The following is a 17,516-nucleotide window of genomic DNA, read 5'->3' as shown; positions in this document are numbered from 1 at the left end:
GCTCAGTGGCGTTGTCCCAGGGACGTGGCATTTCGCTCACGGGCCTGTGAGGCGGCGGCTGCAGGTCGCGCGCCCGTGGTGGCCTACGGCTGCCGGCCGGTGGCTTTCGGGACGGGAGCGGGACGTTCTGCCGGCCGTGGTGCGGTCATGTCGAGCAAGAGCAGGGCGTCGTGGTCCGGGCTGCCGGGTTCGGCGGTGTAGACGCCGATGCGCTGACCGGGGGTGCCTTCCACGTGCAGTGACTGCGAGGTCAGGGTGATCGTCCCGACGTGCGGGTGCTGGAACGTCTTGTGCGCGGGTTTGCGTCCGGTCACTTCGTAGCGTTCCCACAGGCCCGCGAAGTCGGGGCTCTTGAGGAGGAGTTCGCCGACGAGGTTGGTGAGGTCGGGGGCGTCCGGGGCAGTTCCCGCGATGGCGCGCAGGCGGGCGACGCACGCGGTGATCTGCCGGTCCCAGTCGGGGAGGAGGTCGCGGGCTGCAGGGTGCAAGAAGAGGTAGCGGGCCAGGTTGCGCTGTTTGACGGGCCAGTCGTCCAGGCCCGCGTAGCGGGCGAGGCCGCCGGGGTTCCAGGCGAGCATGTCCATGCTGCGGCTGATGACGTAGGCCGGGTTCGGGCGCAGTGATTCGAGCAGCAGTTTGAGATGGGGGCGCACGGTGCGGCTGGGCGCGGGCGGTGGTTCGGAGACGTAGCGGGCGGCGCGGGCGGCGAGCTCGCGCAGGTGCTGGTGTTCCTGGTCGTCCATGTGGAGGGCGCGGGCGAGCGAGTCGAGGACGGCGGGGCTGGGGCGGGTCTCCTTGCCGCGTTCCAGGCGTACGTAGTAGTCGATGCTGATGCCGGCGAGGGTGGCCAGCTCCTCGCGGCGCAGGCCGGGGGTGCGACGGATGCCGGCGCCGACGGTGAGGCCGACGTGTTCGGGGCTGGTCTGGGTGCGGCGGGCGCGCAGGTAGCGGCCCAGCTCGGCGCCCTCGCTGTGCGCGCTCTCGGATGCCATGACTCCAGTCTCACCCGCTCGGTACCCGCCGCGCAGGCGGGAGGGGGGCCCTGTCATTACCCCTGAAGAGCCCGCCCTGCCACACCGGTGCAATGAGGGCGAAGGTGAAGGAGCAGGACGCCGACACCCCGGAACACTGCCGGAGCCACCACAGGCATGACGTGGCCGGGCGAGAGCGAGGGTGCCGGGTACGCCATGGATGGGAGAGAACGAGATGCGGTACATCAAACTCCGTGACCTGGAGGTTTCCCGGATCGGTCTCGGTGCGATGGGGATGTCCCACGGCTACACGGGTTCCGGTTCCGACGAGGCGGAGTCGATCAGGACCGTGCACCGGGCGCTGGAGCTGGGTGTCACGCTCATCGACACCGCCGAGATCTACGGTCCGTACACCAATGAGGAGCTGCTCGGGCGGGCGCTGAAGGGGCGCCGGGACCAGGCGGTGCTGGCCACGAAGTTCGGCCTGGTTTCCCACGGCGGCGGCGGGGCCTGGAACCTGGATTCGAGCCCGGCCAACATCCGCACCGCCGTCGAGGGGTCCCTGAAGCGGCTGGGCACCGATCACATCGACCTGTACTACCAGCACCGGGTGGATCCGAACACGCCGATCGAGGAGACCGCCGGTGCCGTCCGCGAGCTGATCGCCGAGGGCAAGGTGCGCGCGTTCGGCCTCTCGGAGGCCGGCCCGGACACGATCCGCCGCGCCCACGCCGTCCAGCCGGTCACCGCGGTCCAGTCGGAATACTCCCTGTGGACGCGCGGGGTCGAGGAGCGCGTCCTGCCGGTCCTGCGGGAGCTGAACATCGGCCTGGTGCCGTTCTCGCCGCTCGGCCGCGGCTTCCTGACGGGCACCGTCCGCTCCACCGACCAGTTCGACGAGGGCGATTTCCGGCGCGACAACCCCCGCTTCACCGGCGAGAACTTCCAGCGCAACCTGGCGATCGCCGACGAGGTGCAGGGCGTGGCCGCGGAGGTCGGTGTCACGCCTGCGCAGGTGGCCCTGGCCTGGCTGCTCGCCCAGGGTGACAACATCGCCCCGATTCCCGGCACCAAGCGGGTCAGCAGGGTGGAGGAGAACACCGCCGCCGACGCGATCGCGCTGACCGGCCCTCAGCTCGACAAGCTCAGCAGCCTGCCGCCTGCTGCAGGCGACACGCACACCGAGGCGCAGGCGCAGATGCTCGAACGCTGATTCCGCCCCGCTGCGACAGTCCACCCCCTGTTTGGAGTAGCACCCCTCATGCGTGCAACAGTGATGTACGGAGCCGGCGACGTCCGCGTCGAGGACCGGCCCGACCCCAAGATCGTCCAGCCGACCGACGCCGTGGTCCGCACAGTCGCCTCGTGCGTGTGCGGCAGCGACTTGTGGCCCTACCGGTCGATGCCCGTCACCGACACCGGCCGTCCCATGGGGCACGAGTTCCTCGGGGTCGTCGAGGAGACCGGCGTCGACGTGACCGGTCTGAAGGCGGGTGACCTTGTCGTTGCCCCGTTCACCTACAGCGACAACACCTGCGACTACTGCGCCAAGGGCCTGCACATCTCGTGCCGCAACGGTGGCCGGTACGGCTTCGACGGTGTGGACGGCGGCCAGGGCGAAGCCGTCCGCGTCCCGTACGCGGACGGCACCCTGGTGAAATTGCCGGTGGCCGCCGACTCCGCGCTGCTCCCGTCGCTGCTGGCGCTGTCGGACGTGATGACCACCGGCCACCACGGTGCGGTCACCGCCGGCGTCGGCCGCGGCGATGCGGTGCTCGTCGTCGGCGACGGCGCGGTCGGCTTGTGCGCAGTGATTGCCGCCAAGCGGCTCGGTGCCGAGCGGATCGTGCTCGCCGGCCGCCACGAGGCCCGCACCAGCCTCGGCCGTGAGTTCGGCGCCACCGACGTGGTCGCCGAGCGCGGCGAGGAGGGCATTGCCCGCATCCGCGAACTGACCGGCGGCGTGGACAAGGTGATCGAGGCCGTCGGCACCCGCCCGGCCCTCGACACCGCGCTCGGGGCGGTCCTGGACGGCGGCACCATCAGCCGGCTCGGTGTCCCGCAGTACGAGCAGGGACCGATCGGTCCGGCCGAGTTCATGCGCAACATCACCCTGACCGGCGGTGCCAGCCCCGCCCGCGCCTACATCGAGCAGCTGCTGCCCGACGTCCTGGACGGGACGATCGCCCCCGGCCGCGTCTTCGACCGGGAATTCGCCCTCGACCGGACTCCGGACGCCTACCGGGCGATGGCCGACCGCCAGGTCCTCAAGGCCCTCATCCGCCCCTGACCACCTGCCCCCACCCGCACAGCGAAGGACATCCCTTTCATGCAGACAGTCACCCTCAACAACGGCGTCGAGATGCCGCTCCTCGGCTTCGGCGTCTACCAAATCCCCGCCGAAGACACCGAGCGCGCCGTCTCCGAGGCACTGGCCGTCGGCTACCGCCTGCTGGACACCCCGGCCGCCTACGGCAACGAGGAAGCCGTCGGCCGCGCCATCACCTCCAGCGGCATTCCGCGCGAAGACCTGTTCGTCACCACCAAGCTGTGGGTCCAGGACGCCCCCGCCCAGGACAACACCCGCCGCGCGTTCGAGACGTCCCTTGACAAGCTGGGCCTGGACTACCTCGACCTGTACCTGATGCACCAGCCCTTCGGCGACGTCTACGGCCATTGGCGCGCCATGGAGGCCCTCAACCGCGAGGGGGTGGCCAAGGCGATCGGGGTCGCCAACTTCTACCCCGACCGGCTGCTCGACCTGATCGTCAACAACGAGATCACCCCGCAGGTCAACCAGATCGAGACCCACCCCTTCTTCCAGCGCGCCGATTACCAGGACCTCATGCGCGAGAACCGGGTGCAGATCCAGTCCTGGGGCGGCTTCGCCGAGGGCAAGAACGACCTGTTCACCAACCCGCTCCTGGCCGGGATCGGCAAGGAGTACGACAAGTCGGTCGCCCAGGTCGTGCTGCGCTGGCTGACCCAGCGCGGCGTCGTCGCCATCCCCAAGTCGGTGCGCGCCGAGCGCATGGCCGAGAACATCGACGTCTTCGACTTTCAGCTCACCGACGAGCAGATGGCCCAGATCGCCACCCTCGACACCGGCAGCTCGCTGTTCTTCGACCACCACGACCCCGAGATCGTCACCTGGCTCGCCAGGCGCCGCCTGGAAGCCTGACCCGCACCCGCCCCAGGGGCGAGCGGCGTACCGCACCGCGAGCCGCTGCTCGCCCCTCCCACCGTCGGATCCCTGCGCGAAGGGCCTCTGAACGAGCAGGACCGCACTTCGGCCCAGCGCCGCACGATCCTGCGCGCCGCGCTGCTCACCGGAGTCACCGCTCCTTGTACCAGCGACACGTCCACCACGGCGCAGCGAACGCAACAGATCGAGCGAGACTGTCGTCCACGCCCGGTCTTCGACAACTCCACCATCGTGGCGGCGAACACTGAACGTTACGGATGGATCGGCCATGACGTACCCCCGGCGCGGGCCGGTGGCTGACGGGCCGCGCTGCCAGGAGACTGTCCATGGGAGGTCTGCCGCACGTCTGACGCACTCCACACAGCGAACAGGCTGAGCAGCCCGTCTCGAATCGGTGGCCAGCCGGTCACCGAGTGACTACTGGCCCTGAGATTCGGCCGTGGGATCTGAGATCCCACGTCTGCCTCCCGGCAGCCGGGGAGCCGGGAGGTATGCATGCCCGTCGCTGTCTGGGCGGGTGCGATTGCGTCCGGCCTGCATCAGCGATGGCCACGGCGGACAGGCGGGAGGGAAGATCGTGATTCTCTCGGCTCGCCTCCGCGCCAGGAACTACTGTCGCGAGCATGGTCGAACACGATGCTCTGAGTGTCACCCGCGAGGGCTACGACGCTGCTGCACACATCTATGCGCAGCGGTTCCGCGACGAACTGCATGACAGGCCTTTGGACCGTGCGATCTTGAGCGCCTTCGCCGAGGTCGTATGCGCGAGTGGGGACGGTCAGGTCGCGGATCTCGGATGTGGACCTGGCCATATCACCGCCCATCTGGACGCGTTGGGGCTTTCGGTGTTCGGTGTCGATGCCTCTTCCGCGATGATCGAGTCGGCTCGCCATGCCTATCCGGACCTGCGGTTCGACACGGGCTCGATGGCCGCGTTGAACATCGCTGACGGCGCGCTGGGCGGCGTACTCTCACGGTGGTCCATCATCCACACTCCGCCGCAAGAACTCCCCGTCATCCTGGCGGAGTTCCACCGCGTGCTGGCACCTGGCGGTCACCTTCTGGTCGGCTTCTCAGCCAGCGATGATCCGTCTCACCCGACGCAGGTCTTCGATCACACAGTCGCGCCGGCCTATCGGTGGTCGCCTGATCATCTCGCCGCGATGCTGCGCACGTCCGGGTTGGCGGAGGTGGCCCGGATGGTCCGTGAGCCTCAGCCCACGGACCGACGGCAGTTCCAGGAGGTTCAACTGCTCGCACGCAAAGCCCGGAATGCTTGAGGGCGCTCGATCGGCCATGCGCTCATTCCGTGCTCTGGTTCTTCCCGATCCGAACCGGCACTTACTGATCTCCGGTCCTGGTCGTAGGCATGACGAGACCGGCGGTTCGTTGATCTTGTTGTTGAATGAGCCACATGAACGACTCTGTCGCCCTGAGACTTCGTCAGGCCATCCGCCGGACCCGGGACGTCACCCGCGAGCGTGCAGCCACGGGGCTCCGGCCGGAGGATGCCGACGACCTCGCCGGTACGTTCGCCACGGACGGGGCCCTCGGTTTCGATCCGCTTCCCTTCCTCCGGGCGCTGCACGAGGCCGGCTCGCACGCGGTGGTCATCGGCCAGGTCGCGGGCATCATGCACGGCTCCACCGAACTGACCGGCGACCTGGACCTGCTCTGGGACGGCACCCCTGAGCAGGAGTACAGCCTGCGTAACGCCTTGGCCGCCTCCGGCTGCAGCGCCCTGCCCGACCTCGACCGCGCCCAGGTGGCCTACCAAGTGACCGGTGCCGGCGGCGACCTGTGCACACCCGCCCTGCCCTGGGGCAGCATGGATGTCACCCCGTGCCTGACCAGGGCCGTGAGCGCCCAGGACCCGTCGGGCTTCACGATCCGCTACGTCGCACTCGACGACCTGATCCGCATGCGGCGGGCTCTCGGGCGACCGAAGGACCACCGCCGCGCTGACGAACTCCAACGCCTGCGCACCTGATCGACCAGCCCAGGCTGTTCATGAAGCATCCCGATGACTCCGGCATCGCTCACGGCGGCCCCGCCCAGCCCGGGGCCACGCCCCCGGCGCTGCCCCTGGGCGTCTCCTTCGCCGGTCTGGAACTGCCGGTGGAGGTGCTGCGGACACTGAGCGGACTCGGCGTGCGCGAACCATTTCCGATCCAGGCCGCCACCCTGCCCGATGCCCTGGAGGGGCGTGACGTCCTGGGGCGCGGGCGCACCGGATCGGGCAAGACGCTCGCCTTCGGCCTACCGCTGCTGACACGTACGGCCGGCGCGCCGAACCGAAGCAGCCCTTCGCTCTGATCCTTGTGCCCACCCGGGAGCTGGCCCAACAGGTCACCCAGGCGCTGGCGCCGTACGCCGAGGCACTGCGGCTGCGGATGGCCACGGTTGTCGGCGGCATGTCGGTCGGCCGGCAGATTGCCGCGCTGCGCCAGGGAGCCGAGGTGGTCGTCGCCACCCCCGGACGCCTGCACGACCTGATCGAGCGCAACGCCTGCCGCCTCGGACGGGTAAGGGTCACCGTGCTGGACGAGGCTGACCAGATGTGCGACTTGGGATTCCTGCCGCAGGTTGTCGACGTCCTCGACCAGGTGCACCCCGACGGTCAGCGGATGCTGTTCTCGGCCACTCTGGATCGCGACGTCGATCAGCTGGTCCGCCGCTACCTCCACGACCCCGTCGTCCACTCGGTCGACCCGTCCGCGGGCACGATCACGATGATGGAGCACCACGTTCTGGTCGTCCACGGCCCTGACCGCTACGCCATCACCACGGAGATCGCCGCCCGCGACGGCCGCGTACTGCTGTTCCTGGACACCAAGCACGCCGTCGACCAGCTCACCCGGCATCTGCGGGCCAGCGGGGTGCTGCCGCGGCCCTGCACAGCGGCAAGTCCCAGCCACAGCGCACATGGACCCTGGCGCAGTTCAAGAACGGCCACATCACCGTTCTGGTGGCGACCGATGTCGCGGCCCGCGGCCTGCACGTCGACGACCTCGATCTCGTGGTCAACGTCGACCCGCCCACCGACCCCAAGGACTACGTGCACCGGGCGGGTCGCACCGCCCGCGCCGGTGAGTCCGGCAGCGTGGTCACGCTCGTGCTGGCGGGCCAGCGCCGCGAGACGAGTCGAATGATGGCCGAGGCCGGCATCGAGGCAACCGTCACCAAGGTGCGCTCGGGCGAGGCGGAGCTGAGCTGGATCACCGGCGCCAAGGCTCCCTCCGGGACCCCGCTCGACGGCGGGCCCGCCGTGCCCCGGCCCAAGAACACCAACGCTCCCCTCCGCGGCCTCGGCACCAGCAAGGACACCTCCCGCGTCGCCGGCGGCAAGTCCCGAAAGGCCGGCGAGGCCCGCAAGCTCGCCGAAGCCCGCAAGGCCGCCCTCGTGCGTCGCAACGGCTGAGAGCCGTTGTCCTGGCAGTGAATGCCCTGGCCACGGGATCGACACCCCGCGGCCCGGCCCGAAGATGTCCTGTGCGCCTCACCTACGAAGCGAACACCCTTGGCCGCGAGAGGGATACCCGCCGGAACGGAGCAGGATGATGTTGCCGGCGCCCCGCAGTGCGCCCGGCATGACAAGCTGTGCTTGCCCGCCCCCGAACCCAGGAGGTCACCATGACCGCAGAGCCCGTACCTACGGAAGGTTCGGAGCCGGCTGCCCCTGAGACGTCCCCTCTGACGCCGGACAGCGACGGCAACTACGACCTCAAGCGCAAGTTCCGCGAAGCCCTGGCGCGCAAGCGCGGTGCGCAGGCGGACGCCGCTGAAATTGCCGCCAACCCCGATGCGTCGAAGGTGCGTGCGGCGCACGGCCCGGCTGCGAGCCAGCGGTCGTTCAGGCGCAAGAGCGGCGGCTGAGTCGATCAGTCCCGGGATCCGGCCGCTTTACCAGCACTCTGAGCGCGACCCACTCGCGCGCCCCGTGCAGTGGCCCGCAACGTGCGCGTACCCCTGTGCGCGTTGCGGGCGAGGGGTAGCCGGCGGTCTCGCCTGTGGGAATGGCCCAGCTGCGGTTGGCGCGGGTCGGTGGCGCCGCCGCACGGGCATTCCGGCCAGGACATCCGGCCGCCGACGTTGCACGGTGGCCAGGACGTAGCTGACAGCCCGGTGCGACGCCGGCGCGTCCGGCCACCCCAGCCGGCGTCACCACCGGAGCCGTCCAAATCACTGATCATTTCGGGAGGAGGGCACTGCCTCGTCCGAGGGCACGCGGCCGGTGTCGCGCGCCCACCGTGCCCGCTGTACCGCTGTGAAGATCGACGGCGGTTGTCCGGGCCCGGGCGACAGTAGGCATCCGGCGTGGCAAGGACATGTGCTGCCCCGTTCTGCTGCGGCTGATCGACGCACGGTCGTTCTATGTACGTCACGAGCGGACCCTATCGACACCGCCAGGACAGCAAGCGCCCACCCGAACCGGCAGGCGCTGCGCGAGCACGCGGGGCTGAGCCGGGTCCAGTTCGGGGGCGAGAGCGCTGGGCCCAGTTCGCGGCCGAGGTCCGATCCGTACGCGTACCGGCGGCGGTGTTGTTGGGCTTGTCGTCAGGCGTAGTGTGTCCGCTCGGACACGGTTCGTATAAGGGGAGGGGACCCGTGAAGCTCACCTACTTCTGCTTCGAGGGCACGCCGCAGGAACTCGACGCGTCCGAGGTGGTCCGCGAACTCGTCCAGCAGCAGCCCGGCACGGTCGACACCGCGCGCCGGACGACCCGAGTGGTCGCCGACCCCGACAGTGATGACTTCGCGGACTTCGGATGGCGCGTCGAGGGTGACGTCCCGGGGGTTGCGGACGAGGGGCAGGAGACGGTGAAGGCGCAGCTCGCCTTCAACCCCGCTGCGCCGCAGTTCATCGACTTCATGGCGGAAGCCGGCTCCTGGGAGAGCGTGGGAGTGCACGGCATCAAGCGTAAGACGTGGCAGGAGGGCGATCCCCTCGACTATTCCGGGTACCTCCGCCTCCGACGCAAGGGCAGCCAGTACGGCGGTTTTGCCTATGCCTTCGCGTCCACGGGCTTGATCAACTTTCGCCTGCAGCACAGCGATGAGATCGCGGAACTGGCACCGGACGTCTATCCGCTCACCACTGGCCATCGCCAATACAGGGTGAGCATCCAGATCCGCGATGAAAAGACCCTGAAGCAGGCGCTCGCCTTGGCTGAACTCGCCTACAGCGCGACGTAAAGGATGGTTTGCCCGTATATGCCGTTGACCAGGCGGCTCTTGTCGCCTGCATCGACGGGAGGCGGAACGGGCCATCCGTGTCCTGCCGCGCCCCGACGGCGGCCCCGGCAAGGCCGTCGGCGAGGAGGCCGCCTGGCTCAGCCCGCGGCTGAAGATCTCCGACTGGCAGATCGCCACCCAGCGCACCGGGGACTCCTCCCAGGGGCAGGGCGCGACACGGCTCGCGCCGACCGCCCTGTCTGCGATGCACCTCGCCGACGACGAGGCCCCCGGCCGTTCCCTCTCCGGCCTGCGTCGGCCCGTCGTCTGGCACGTGCGCTCCGCTGCCCTGCCCATGTCGCCCCCTGATCTGTCAGAGTCCTGGTGCGACCTGCTCAACGACGCCTCGGTTCAACCGATGCGCGGTGCGGACCCGTACAACGGCCGTACAAACCCGTACCGGAGCCGTACCCGCGATCGGCTACCACCCTCCGACCTGGCAAGGACGGCGGCTGTGGCGAGACGGTCACCGCATGAAACTGGCCGACACCGCCCCCGAAGCCTCCGTCTCCACCGAGCAGTTCACCATCCGCCTCAGCAGCACCAGACGCGGTGCCCGACTCGCCCGCCGCCTCACCGCCGAGCGGCTCGCCGCTTGGGGCATCCCGTACGACTCGGAGGCCTCGCACGCCGCCGTGGCCGTCACGGCGGAGCTGGCGGCGAACGCGATCACGCACGGCCGGCTGCCCGGCCGGGATTTCCGTCTGTCGCTGGCACGGCTCCCGGGCGGTGTCCGTATCGAGGTCGCGGACACCCGCCCGGAACGCCTTCCGAAAGCGGCAGCCACGCCCACCGGCCCGGACGCGCTGGTGGCGGAGACGGGCCGGGGCCTGCTCCTCGTCGCCGGGTACGCCGACAAGTGGGGCTGCCAGACGCGAGACGCCCACACGAAGACCGTGTGGGCGGAGATCACGCACCCGTCGTGAGCCGAATGGTCCGGCGGGGACTGCGCGATCAGGAGACGAACGCCCGCAGCAGCGCGGCGAAGGCGGTCAGCTCCTCGATCATCTGCTTCGGGAGCGGCTTCTCGTCGAAGTGGGCGATCCGGTTACGGATGTCCTTCACCCGCTTAAGACGGCCGATGAACTGCTCCCGGGGCATGTTCGGCCACTTCAGCGCCTCCCAGTTGAGATCGGCCCGCTCGGCGAGCGACTGCTTCGTCTGGTCGCCGTCCAGGAGCCTCAGGTAGTCGCCGAACATCAGGTCCGACACCTGGCCGGTGCGGTGTTCGGGCTTCTTGTTGGTCTGGACAGCTTTGACGGACTCCTCGTCCAGGGCCGCGCCCAGGCAGCGGCGCAGCAGGGACTCGATCTCCCCGACGACGAAGAAGGGCCGCGCCGACCCCTCGAAGCGCTCCGTGACGTCCGCGGCGGTGACAATGCCCGACAGGCAGCCGTCGTCGCCGCGCACGAGCAGGTAACCGTGCTCCTTGACCACCGGGAGGGCCGCGAAGAGCTCCTGTCGCGTGTCCGCGACCGGCAGGGAGTCCTTCTCCATGGCGTTCTCCAGCGAGGCGGCCTTGCCCGCCTCGTACATCCTGGCCACCGAACCCCAGGTGACCACGCCGTGGATCTGCGCCATACCGGTGGTCACCGGCACCTGGGAGAAACTCTCGGTACGCATCAGGAAGGTAGCGTGTGCCAGGGAGTTGCCAAGGGTGACGCCGCGAACGCCCCGCTTGGCCGACGGAATGTCACCGAGCAGCAGCCGCTGGGGGAGTGAGGGGAGGGCCTCGTCCGCCTCCTCCCCGGCGTCGCTCTCGACAGGCCCGGCCTGCGCGGGGACGGAGGCGATGGGGACCACGTCGACACTGCTGCGCAGTCCGCAGACCGCGAAGTCCGGCAGCGTGGTCAGTCCCGAGTCCGCCAGCGCCTGCGAGATCAGGTGCACCGTGCGGTGATCGCGGACCCGTACCTGGAACAGGTCGAGGATTCCCTGCACGGGCACGGTGCTGCCCTTGAGCGCTGCGAGATCCTTCTCGCTGGGCCTGGTGGTCATCGCGCTTCGCCCTCCGAGGGGTCACGGAGCATGGTGCGCTTGCCCATAGCGGACTGCACCAGGTCCTGCAACTGCCGGGAACGGTCGGTGTAAAAGCGCTTGTAGTCGCTCTCGCGTAGCGACTCCGGATCGATCAGGTGGGTGGCGACCACGTCGTCGAACCACTCGGGGCGCATGTCGGAGGCGGCGATGAGGGTGGAGAGGTAGGACGAGGGCGCTCCCAACATGTCCATCGTGGCACGGTAGGACAGCGGGGTCTTGTTCACGATCGAGTTCGTCGGCAGACCCTGGCTGTTGCCCCGGCGGAACCACGCCTTGGGGAAGATCTGCCGGACGTCCACGCTGTACTCGTCGAGCCGGCCTGGGCTGAGTGGGGCGTCCGTGTAGTGCCAGTCGACCGCACCCTGCTTGATCAGCAGTGCGTAGATTCCCTTGTAGGCGGCGCTGTTGCGGGTGGTGAGGCTGTCGAGCCGCTCGGCGAAGAAGAAGGCGTCCGCGACCGTGTCGGGAGAGCGGTCCTCCCGCTGGATCCAGTCAACGAGCTGCTCGACGTCACGGGTGAAGCGTGTCTCGGTCGAGCCGCCGTACATCTCACCCAGTACCCCGCACCAGTACCACTGCTCGATCTTCTCCTCCGGGCCCAGGCCCTCCGTTGCGTCGCCGAGAATGGCGCGGGCGGCCGCGAGTGGGACGAGCTGCGTTTTGTACGGAAGGTCGTTGTGCCGGACGATGCACTGCCGCTCCAGGAAATCGCCCACCCAGGCGAAGGCTTCGGCCAGTTCGGGAGCCAGGCGGACGAAGTCCGCCAGCGGGAGATCCAGCAGGTCGCGCCGCTTGCAGGACACTGCAGCCCCGACGCCCGCCTCCTTGCGCTCCCAGGTGCGTACCAGCGCGATGGCCTGAAGGAAGTCGATGCTGCTCAGGCCGTTCTCCAGGCCGCTGTCCAGCCGGCCGAAGACCGGGTACTTCGACGCCAGCGACTGCTTGATCTCCCGCCACACCTCGGGAAGCTGGTAGTAGTCGCCGGTCCGTTCCACGTACTCGGGCTCGCCGGCGTAGGTGGCGGTGAGCAGCTCGAAGACGTTCAGAGGCACGCCGCCCGTGTTGACGCGCTCGAACACCGCGCAGACGGCGTCCATGGAGGTGGAGGCGCCCAGCCGGATCATCGGGACCTGGAAGGCGCGGGCCTGCTGGAGGACCAGGTCGTCGAACTGGCCCCAGCGGTCCCAGTTCCGTTCCTCGTCCGCCTTGATGTAGCCCTTCTTCCACTGGTTGACGCGCTGGGCGTCGAAGACGAGGTGCAGCGGGAAGAGCCCCGCCGCGCACTCGGCCTCCTGGGTCCTCAGGTCCAGTACCACCGTGCGGTTGAAGTCGGTGCGGAGGACCTTGTCCGCCGGGACGGACAGGATCGCCTCGTCGCGGTCGGCGGACGGTCCGACGGCCTTCTCGATGTCGACGTAGTACCAGCGCTCGATGGGCTTACCGCGGGAGTCCGACGTCTCCACCGGAGCGTCCAGCCACAGCGCCTGGAAGAGGGAGGTGAGGCGCTGTTGTCCGTCCAGCAGCAGGAGGTCCGCCTTCGGATCGCCCTCGGGGCGGGCCCCGGTGAGTGTGCGTGAGCGGAAGCGAGTGGCACCGCCTGTCTGCAGCGTCATCACCACGCCGAGCGGGTAGTCCAGTGTCACAGTCGCGATGATTGCCCTGATCCGGTCGTCGTCCCACTTCCAGTTCCGTTGGAAGTCGGGCAGTTGTAACGCCCCGGACGCGACATCCGCGAGTACGTCCTTGAGCTTCACGTTGTCCAGTGCCGCCATGTGTCTCTCTTCTCACCCGCCGCGTGTACGCAGAGTGATTCCAGCAGTGATCTCCGGTTACCGTCAACCGGTTCGCCGAAGAACGAGATCACCGAGAGCAACATCCAGCTGAGGTTGCAGGGCCACGGCTTCAAAAGAGAGCGACAGCAGGTTCGCCGCGGCCTGCGGCGCAGGCTGCAGACAGGGGCGGCCCGCTTCCCAGCGGGCCGCCCCTGAAGGCGCTACATGTTGCGCTTCACGTGATTGAGCACGTTCATCCCCGCGCTGAGGACGGCGATGAACGCGCCACCGCTGCTCGTGAGAGTCGCCAACGGGCTGACATCGAACGCGTTGTCCGACTGCGACCTACACCTGAGCGGTTACTCAGCCGCGGCGTGCTCGTAGGGCTGCCCCCGGCACCGTACGGCAGCGCTCAAAGCACGGCTTCGGCGTAGCCCGGCCTTACTTTTTTTGGTCATGTGAGCGAGGAGGGCGAGGAGTTGGCTGTGATCCGGGCGGCCCCGTGCAGGCAGGCGGCGCTGAGGACCGACCTACTTCGGCTCGTGAATGCGGTCGACCGTAAGGTCTGCGACCGGCTGCTGACCCGCAACACCCTCAAGTGGCGGGCCACCGGCGCGGTCGAAGGCGGCGCCATGGGCGTGCTGGCGATGGTCCCCGTCGCCGGTGTCCCTGTCGCGATGACAGCGGACATCCTCGTCGTCCAGGTCCTGAGCACGTCGATAGCAGTGCGCATCGCGTACTCCTACGGCTACGACGCCAAAGACCCCAAGGAGCAGGACTTCATTCAACGCCTGGTACAGCGGTCCTTCATGGCACAGGCCGCCAAAGCCAAGCCGTTGCGTGAGACCGCACGGGCGGCGAACGCGGTCAAGGGACGCATAAACTGGTCACAGAAGCTCCGCCAGGACCACCGCCTCCTGGCCTCCCTCGAGAAGTTGATGAAGCAGTTGGGCCCCGCTGGCTCCAGGGTGCCGGTCAAAAACGTCGCCAAGGTCGTGCCCATCGTGGGTGTCCTCATCGGCGCCGGCATGAATTCCGCGATCCTCGGCAGGGTGGCCGCCGACGCCCAGCGGTACTGCCAGACCCGATTCCTGTGCGACAAGTACGGGCTGCCGCTGCCGGCCGCACTGGCGACCGACTGGGACGACGACCCCCAGACCGACGCCACGTAGGTGATGGCCGCCGGGTCCACGATGCAGCCTCTGCGGGTCCCCACGTGCGGGCGAGCACCCGCGCCCCGTCAGGTTGTGCTTCGTCGTCCCGGAGGATCAGGACAATGAGCGGTCCGTCTTCCCGTAATCGTCGTACAAGATCGAGGACCCTGATCACTTCTTGGACTTCTGGAGTTTGGCCGCAGGGATGCGCTTCTTGCCCATCTCGATGATCGAGCCTGCGGCCCTGAACGTGAGATTGAGGGCGACGGTCTCGGGAACCTGCTGGTCGGGGCCAAGATGTCCGGTGATGTAGCCGCCCATCCGGACATCCGGGTCCAGGCGCTTGAGGACCATGTAGGCGATGGACTCGGCCTCGACCTCGTTGCGTGCATGGACTTTCACCGCATCCTCGTCCGCGAGATGCCGGAGGCGCCGGTCGGGCCAGATTCCCCCAGGGCCTGCGCCGAGATGTCCGCAGAACAGATGGCCGAGCTCGTGGGCGAGCGTGGCGTACCGGTCCAGCAGGGGCAAGTTCCGGTTGACCTCGATCTCGAACAACGTCGGGTATGTCTCCGGTCGGTCCCCGGGCCTGCTGCCGGGACGCTCGACAGAAGTGCCGGACCTGGTGAGGTACGTCCGTCCGCAGGAGGAAGCCCCGTGGTCGACCAGGGTGAGCCGGACTCCCAGGGGTGCGAGGTTCATCTCGGTGTGGTGCCAGACCTCGGCGACTTCCTTCTCGCCGGCTCGACAGGACACCGATACCGGGGCGATGATCTCCTTGGGCATAGGCCGGGCTCCGGGCAGGGATTCGGTGTCGCCGACGTCGTACACGAGCATGTAGGGCCCGCGGGGCTGAAAGATCAGCAGCGGCTGGGCACCGGGCCTGAGTGCCCGCCGGTACTTCGACATCCACTCCGAGGAGGACAGGACGTAGCGTGCCCCGGGCTTCTGCATGTGGACCAACATGGCGTTGAACGGCGCATACCGCTTGAACCGGCCGACGAACTCAAGCATCTGTAGGTAGTCCAAGGACGAGCGATAGCGCTGGGCGCCGCGGATGAGGTCGTCGATCGAGGCCTTGGCCAGGTCTGCCTGGGAGGCCTCAACCTCCTCGTCCCAGGGCAGATCGAGCCCATGCTGCACGAGCACCGGGTCGTCGTGGGTGAAGGGAATCTCGCGCAGCCGCTTCCAGTCCGCGAGTTGTATATCGGCCCAGCCGGGCTCGACCATGTGCGCGAACGACAGCAGCCCGGTCACGTGGGCGTCCAGCTCGGCCAGGTCCTTGAACTTCTGGTGACGGTGATGCTGCTCGATACCGAACGACGCAGCTCCTCGCACATGCTTGGTGATGCGGCGCTTGTACTCGCGCGTCAGACGAGGAGCGGGACCGTCGACGAGGATGCCCAGCACGCTGCGGCGTGCGCCGGGACGGGCCACAAAGGTCTTCTTCGTGTTGAGCCTCATGCCGAGCGGTTCCAGGGCCTTTTTGACTCCAGCCACGAGACGGTCGACATCGTCGTGGTGAACGAGCCTACGGCTTGAGAAGTACATGTCGTCGCTGTAGCGGGTGTAGCGCAACCCCAAGGACTCGGCGTGGTGGGTGACGACCTCGTCGACGTCGCGCATGACGATATTCGACAGGTATCCGCTTGTGGGGGCGCCGCCCTGTGGCAGGAACCCTTCGCGGGTGTGTTTGTAGACCAGGCCGGGTCGGCGAACGGAGAAGTCCTGTCCAGTGGCCTCCAGGCGCACCCTCCGACGCCCGGTGCCACGGTTCGTCCAGGTCTGGTTCGGCTCGGGTGGTGACACGGTGACCAGCCGGGCCGTGGTGTACGCGCCCAGGGTGCGACCGGCACGACGCAGGACGATTTCCCGGCGGCCCTTGTCGATTTCCGCAAGATCGAACCGGTATCCCCGTTTCGCCGGGTGAGTCCAGGCGTCCTTCAGAGCGGCGTGGACGTGCCGTTCCCGGATACTCCCGAAGAAGTCGGCGATGTCCAGGCGGATCACGGTGTGGCCTCGCAGATGGGCGGCAGCGCAGTCCACGACGGAGCGGCCACGTCGGTAGGCGAACGCTGCCGGGTGTGGCTGAAAGCCGGCTGGAAGAGTCTCCAGGCGGGCCAGGATCTCCTGCTGCATCTCGGACAACCGCGGGACCGGGGCGTGCAAGGTCCGCAGTCCGCCGCGGCGCTTGGGTATTCGATGCTCGGTGTAGGGGTAGATCGAGCCGCTGACCACCGCCTCAAGGAACTGGTCCGGGGTGAGATCCGCGAAGTCGTCTGTCGTCGTCACCGAACCGCCTCGTCCCTGCTCGTGAGACGCAGTCGGCGAGCCTCACCTTGAGTGTGGATTTTCCGAGCCCGACAGGCGGGCGGTCCGCTGTATCCCTCCGCCGCCCTGTGCAAGCACAGGGACCGATCCCCAGCACTCGGTGTGATCAGCACCGAGGTGCCCCAGACCGGAGGGCCCATCGCAAGGGATGGGTTCCTGAGACCCGTCGACTGCGTTGAGCCGGATCGTAGCCTCCCTGCGAGTCGGACTCACAGGCAGGTCACCCGAGAGCAGCTGTTATGCATGCCTACGGACCTTCCGCAATGAGCGTTTCCATGACCTGGCGACAGCTGACCGAACATGCGAATGGTTGTACGCTGCGTACACCGCCCTTGACCTGCAGAAAGCAGGCAGGGAGCAGACATTTCCGGGAGTTTCCCCATGCTTCGTACCATGTTCAAGTCCAAGATTCACCGGGCCACCGTGACCCAGGCCGACCTGCACTACGTCGGTTCCGTCACCGTCGACGCCGAGCTGATGGAAGCAGCCGATCTGCTGCCCGGTGAGCTCGTGCACATCGTCGACATCGACAACGGTGCCCGCCTGGAGACGTACGTCATCGAAGGCGAGCGCGGCTCGGGCGTCATCGGCATCAACGGCGCCGCCGCCCACCTCGTCCACCCCGGCGACCTGGTCATCCTGATCAGCTACGCCCAGGTCGACGACGCCGAGGCCCGCGCTCTGGTCCCGCGGATCGTCCATGTCGACGCGGACAACCGGATCGTCGCGCTCGGAGCGGATGCCTCGGCACCCGTGCCCGGAACCGCCACCGAGCGCAGCCCGTACGCTGTTCCCGCAGCGCGCTGAA

The 17,516-nt window shown here is 68.4% G+C and carries 14 protein-coding genes and 1 pseudogene; 11 read left to right on the top strand and 4 right to left on the bottom strand.

All coding sequences use genetic code 11. The features are described from left to right. Positions 1-83: 83 nt before the first annotated feature. Positions 84-992, bottom strand: a complete 909-nt coding sequence (locus OG878_RS04875) for a helix-turn-helix transcriptional regulator (protein ID WP_328885603.1) — start codon at positions 990-992, stop codon at positions 84-86. Between the two features lie 214 nt (positions 993-1,206). On the opposite strand from OG878_RS04875, the gene OG878_RS04870 reads away from it, so the two are divergent. From OG878_RS04870 to OG878_RS04830, 9 genes and pseudogenes are all read left to right on the top strand, one after another. Next, entirely contained in the window at positions 1,207-2,184 is a 978-nt protein-coding gene (locus OG878_RS04870) for an aldo/keto reductase (protein WP_328891132.1), read from the top strand. A gap of 48 nt (positions 2,185-2,232) precedes the next feature. Then, complete coding sequence (locus tag OG878_RS04865; protein WP_328885602.1) at positions 2,233-3,261, top strand: zinc-binding dehydrogenase; 1,029 nt, start codon at positions 2,233-2,235, stop codon at positions 3,259-3,261. 39 nt (positions 3,262-3,300) lie between these two features. Beyond that, positions 3,301-4,152 carry an aldo/keto reductase gene (locus OG878_RS04860; RefSeq protein WP_328885601.1) on the top strand — a complete coding sequence of 284 codons (852 nt, stop codon included), beginning with the start codon at positions 3,301-3,303 and terminating at the stop codon, positions 4,150-4,152. 647 nt (positions 4,153-4,799) lie between these two features. Beyond that, positions 4,800-5,456, top strand: a complete 657-nt coding sequence (locus tag OG878_RS04855) for a class I SAM-dependent methyltransferase (RefSeq protein ID WP_328885600.1) — start codon at positions 4,800-4,802, stop codon at positions 5,454-5,456. A 134-nt stretch (positions 5,457-5,590) separates the two neighbouring features. Continuing rightward, positions 5,591-6,166 carry a hypothetical protein gene (locus OG878_RS04850; RefSeq protein WP_328885599.1) on the top strand — a complete coding sequence of 192 codons (576 nt, stop codon included), beginning with the start codon at positions 5,591-5,593 and terminating at the stop codon, positions 6,164-6,166. A 20-nt stretch (positions 6,167-6,186) separates the two neighbouring features. After that, positions 6,187-7,597 (top strand): annotated as a pseudogene (locus OG878_RS04845) (DEAD/DEAH box helicase). Positions 7,598-7,809: 212 nt separating this feature from the next. After that, on the top strand, positions 7,810-8,052 hold the full coding sequence (locus OG878_RS04840; protein ID WP_328885598.1) for a DUF5302 domain-containing protein: 243 nt from the start codon (positions 7,810-7,812) through the stop codon (positions 8,050-8,052). 732 nt (positions 8,053-8,784) lie between these two features. Next, positions 8,785-9,372, top strand: coding sequence for a hypothetical protein (locus tag OG878_RS04835; protein WP_328885597.1), 588 nt, complete (start codon positions 8,785-8,787; stop codon positions 9,370-9,372). 512 nt (positions 9,373-9,884) lie between these two features. Beyond that, positions 9,885-10,337, top strand: a complete 453-nt coding sequence (locus tag OG878_RS04830) for an ATP-binding protein (protein ID WP_328885596.1) — start codon at positions 9,885-9,887, stop codon at positions 10,335-10,337. A gap of 28 nt (positions 10,338-10,365) precedes the next feature. Here the strand turns inward: OG878_RS04830 and OG878_RS04825 are convergent, their stop codons facing one another. Further along, positions 10,366-11,409: a CBS domain-containing protein gene (locus OG878_RS04825; protein ID WP_328885595.1), complete on the bottom strand. Its 1,044-nt coding sequence runs from the start codon at positions 11,407-11,409 to the stop codon at positions 10,366-10,368. Further along, positions 11,406-13,223 (bottom strand): GmrSD restriction endonuclease domain-containing protein, encoded by a 1,818-nt coding sequence (locus OG878_RS04820; RefSeq protein ID WP_328885594.1) that lies wholly within the window; start codon positions 13,221-13,223, stop codon positions 11,406-11,408. The genes OG878_RS04825 and OG878_RS04820 overlap by 4 nt, the downstream gene beginning before the upstream one ends. A gap of 458 nt (positions 13,224-13,681) precedes the next feature. Here OG878_RS04820 and OG878_RS04815 point away from each other — a divergent pair, with 458 nt between their 5' ends. After that, on the top strand, positions 13,682-14,395 hold the full coding sequence (locus OG878_RS04815; RefSeq protein ID WP_328885593.1) for an EcsC family protein: 714 nt from the start codon (positions 13,682-13,684) through the stop codon (positions 14,393-14,395). A gap of 153 nt (positions 14,396-14,548) precedes the next feature. Here the strand turns inward: OG878_RS04815 and OG878_RS04810 are convergent, their stop codons facing one another. Further along, on the bottom strand, positions 14,549-16,669 hold the full coding sequence (locus tag OG878_RS04810; protein WP_328885592.1) for a reverse transcriptase family protein: 2,121 nt from the start codon (positions 16,667-16,669) through the stop codon (positions 14,549-14,551). A gap of 420 nt (positions 16,670-17,089) precedes the next feature. On the opposite strand from OG878_RS04810, the gene panD reads away from it, so the two are divergent. Then, the gene (panD, locus tag OG878_RS04805) at positions 17,090-17,515 is read left to right on the top strand and encodes an aspartate 1-decarboxylase (protein WP_328885591.1); all 426 of its coding nucleotides are present in this window, start codon (positions 17,090-17,092) and stop codon (positions 17,513-17,515) included. Position 17,516: the final 1 nt, after the last annotated feature.

This window comes from Streptomyces sp. NBC_00316 (assembly GCF_036158715.1).
In the GTDB taxonomy this organism is placed as follows: domain Bacteria; phylum Actinomycetota; class Actinomycetes; order Streptomycetales; family Streptomycetaceae; genus Streptomyces.
Note: the sequence above shows the minus strand (reverse complement) of the source record. Positions and strands in the feature narration are given on the sequence as shown.

What these genes read in the sequence shown, in the direction of transcription:
- OG878_RS04875 (WP_328885603.1), bottom strand. Translation starts at nt 992, where the DNA reads ATGGCATCCGAGAGCGCGCACAGCGAGGGCGCCGAGCTGGGCCGCTAC.
- OG878_RS04870 (WP_328891132.1), top strand. Translation starts at nt 1,207, where the DNA reads ATGCGGTACATCAAACTCCGTGACCTGGAGGTTTCCCGGATCGGTCTC.
- OG878_RS04865 (WP_328885602.1), top strand. Translation starts at nt 2,233, where the DNA reads ATGCGTGCAACAGTGATGTACGGAGCCGGCGACGTCCGCGTCGAGGAC.
- OG878_RS04860 (WP_328885601.1), top strand. Translation starts at nt 3,301, where the DNA reads ATGCAGACAGTCACCCTCAACAACGGCGTCGAGATGCCGCTCCTCGGC.
- OG878_RS04855 (WP_328885600.1), top strand. Translation starts at nt 4,800, where the DNA reads ATGGTCGAACACGATGCTCTGAGTGTCACCCGCGAGGGCTACGACGCT.
- OG878_RS04850 (WP_328885599.1), top strand. Translation starts at nt 5,591, where the DNA reads ATGAACGACTCTGTCGCCCTGAGACTTCGTCAGGCCATCCGCCGGACC.
- OG878_RS04840 (WP_328885598.1), top strand. Translation starts at nt 7,810, where the DNA reads ATGACCGCAGAGCCCGTACCTACGGAAGGTTCGGAGCCGGCTGCCCCT.
- OG878_RS04830 (WP_328885596.1), top strand. Translation starts at nt 9,885, where the DNA reads ATGAAACTGGCCGACACCGCCCCCGAAGCCTCCGTCTCCACCGAGCAG.
- OG878_RS04825 (WP_328885595.1), bottom strand. Translation starts at nt 11,409, where the DNA reads ATGACCACCAGGCCCAGCGAGAAGGATCTCGCAGCGCTCAAGGGCAGC.
- OG878_RS04820 (WP_328885594.1), bottom strand. Translation starts at nt 13,223, where the DNA reads ATGGCGGCACTGGACAACGTGAAGCTCAAGGACGTACTCGCGGATGTC.
- panD (WP_328885591.1), top strand. Translation starts at nt 17,090, where the DNA reads ATGCTTCGTACCATGTTCAAGTCCAAGATTCACCGGGCCACCGTGACC.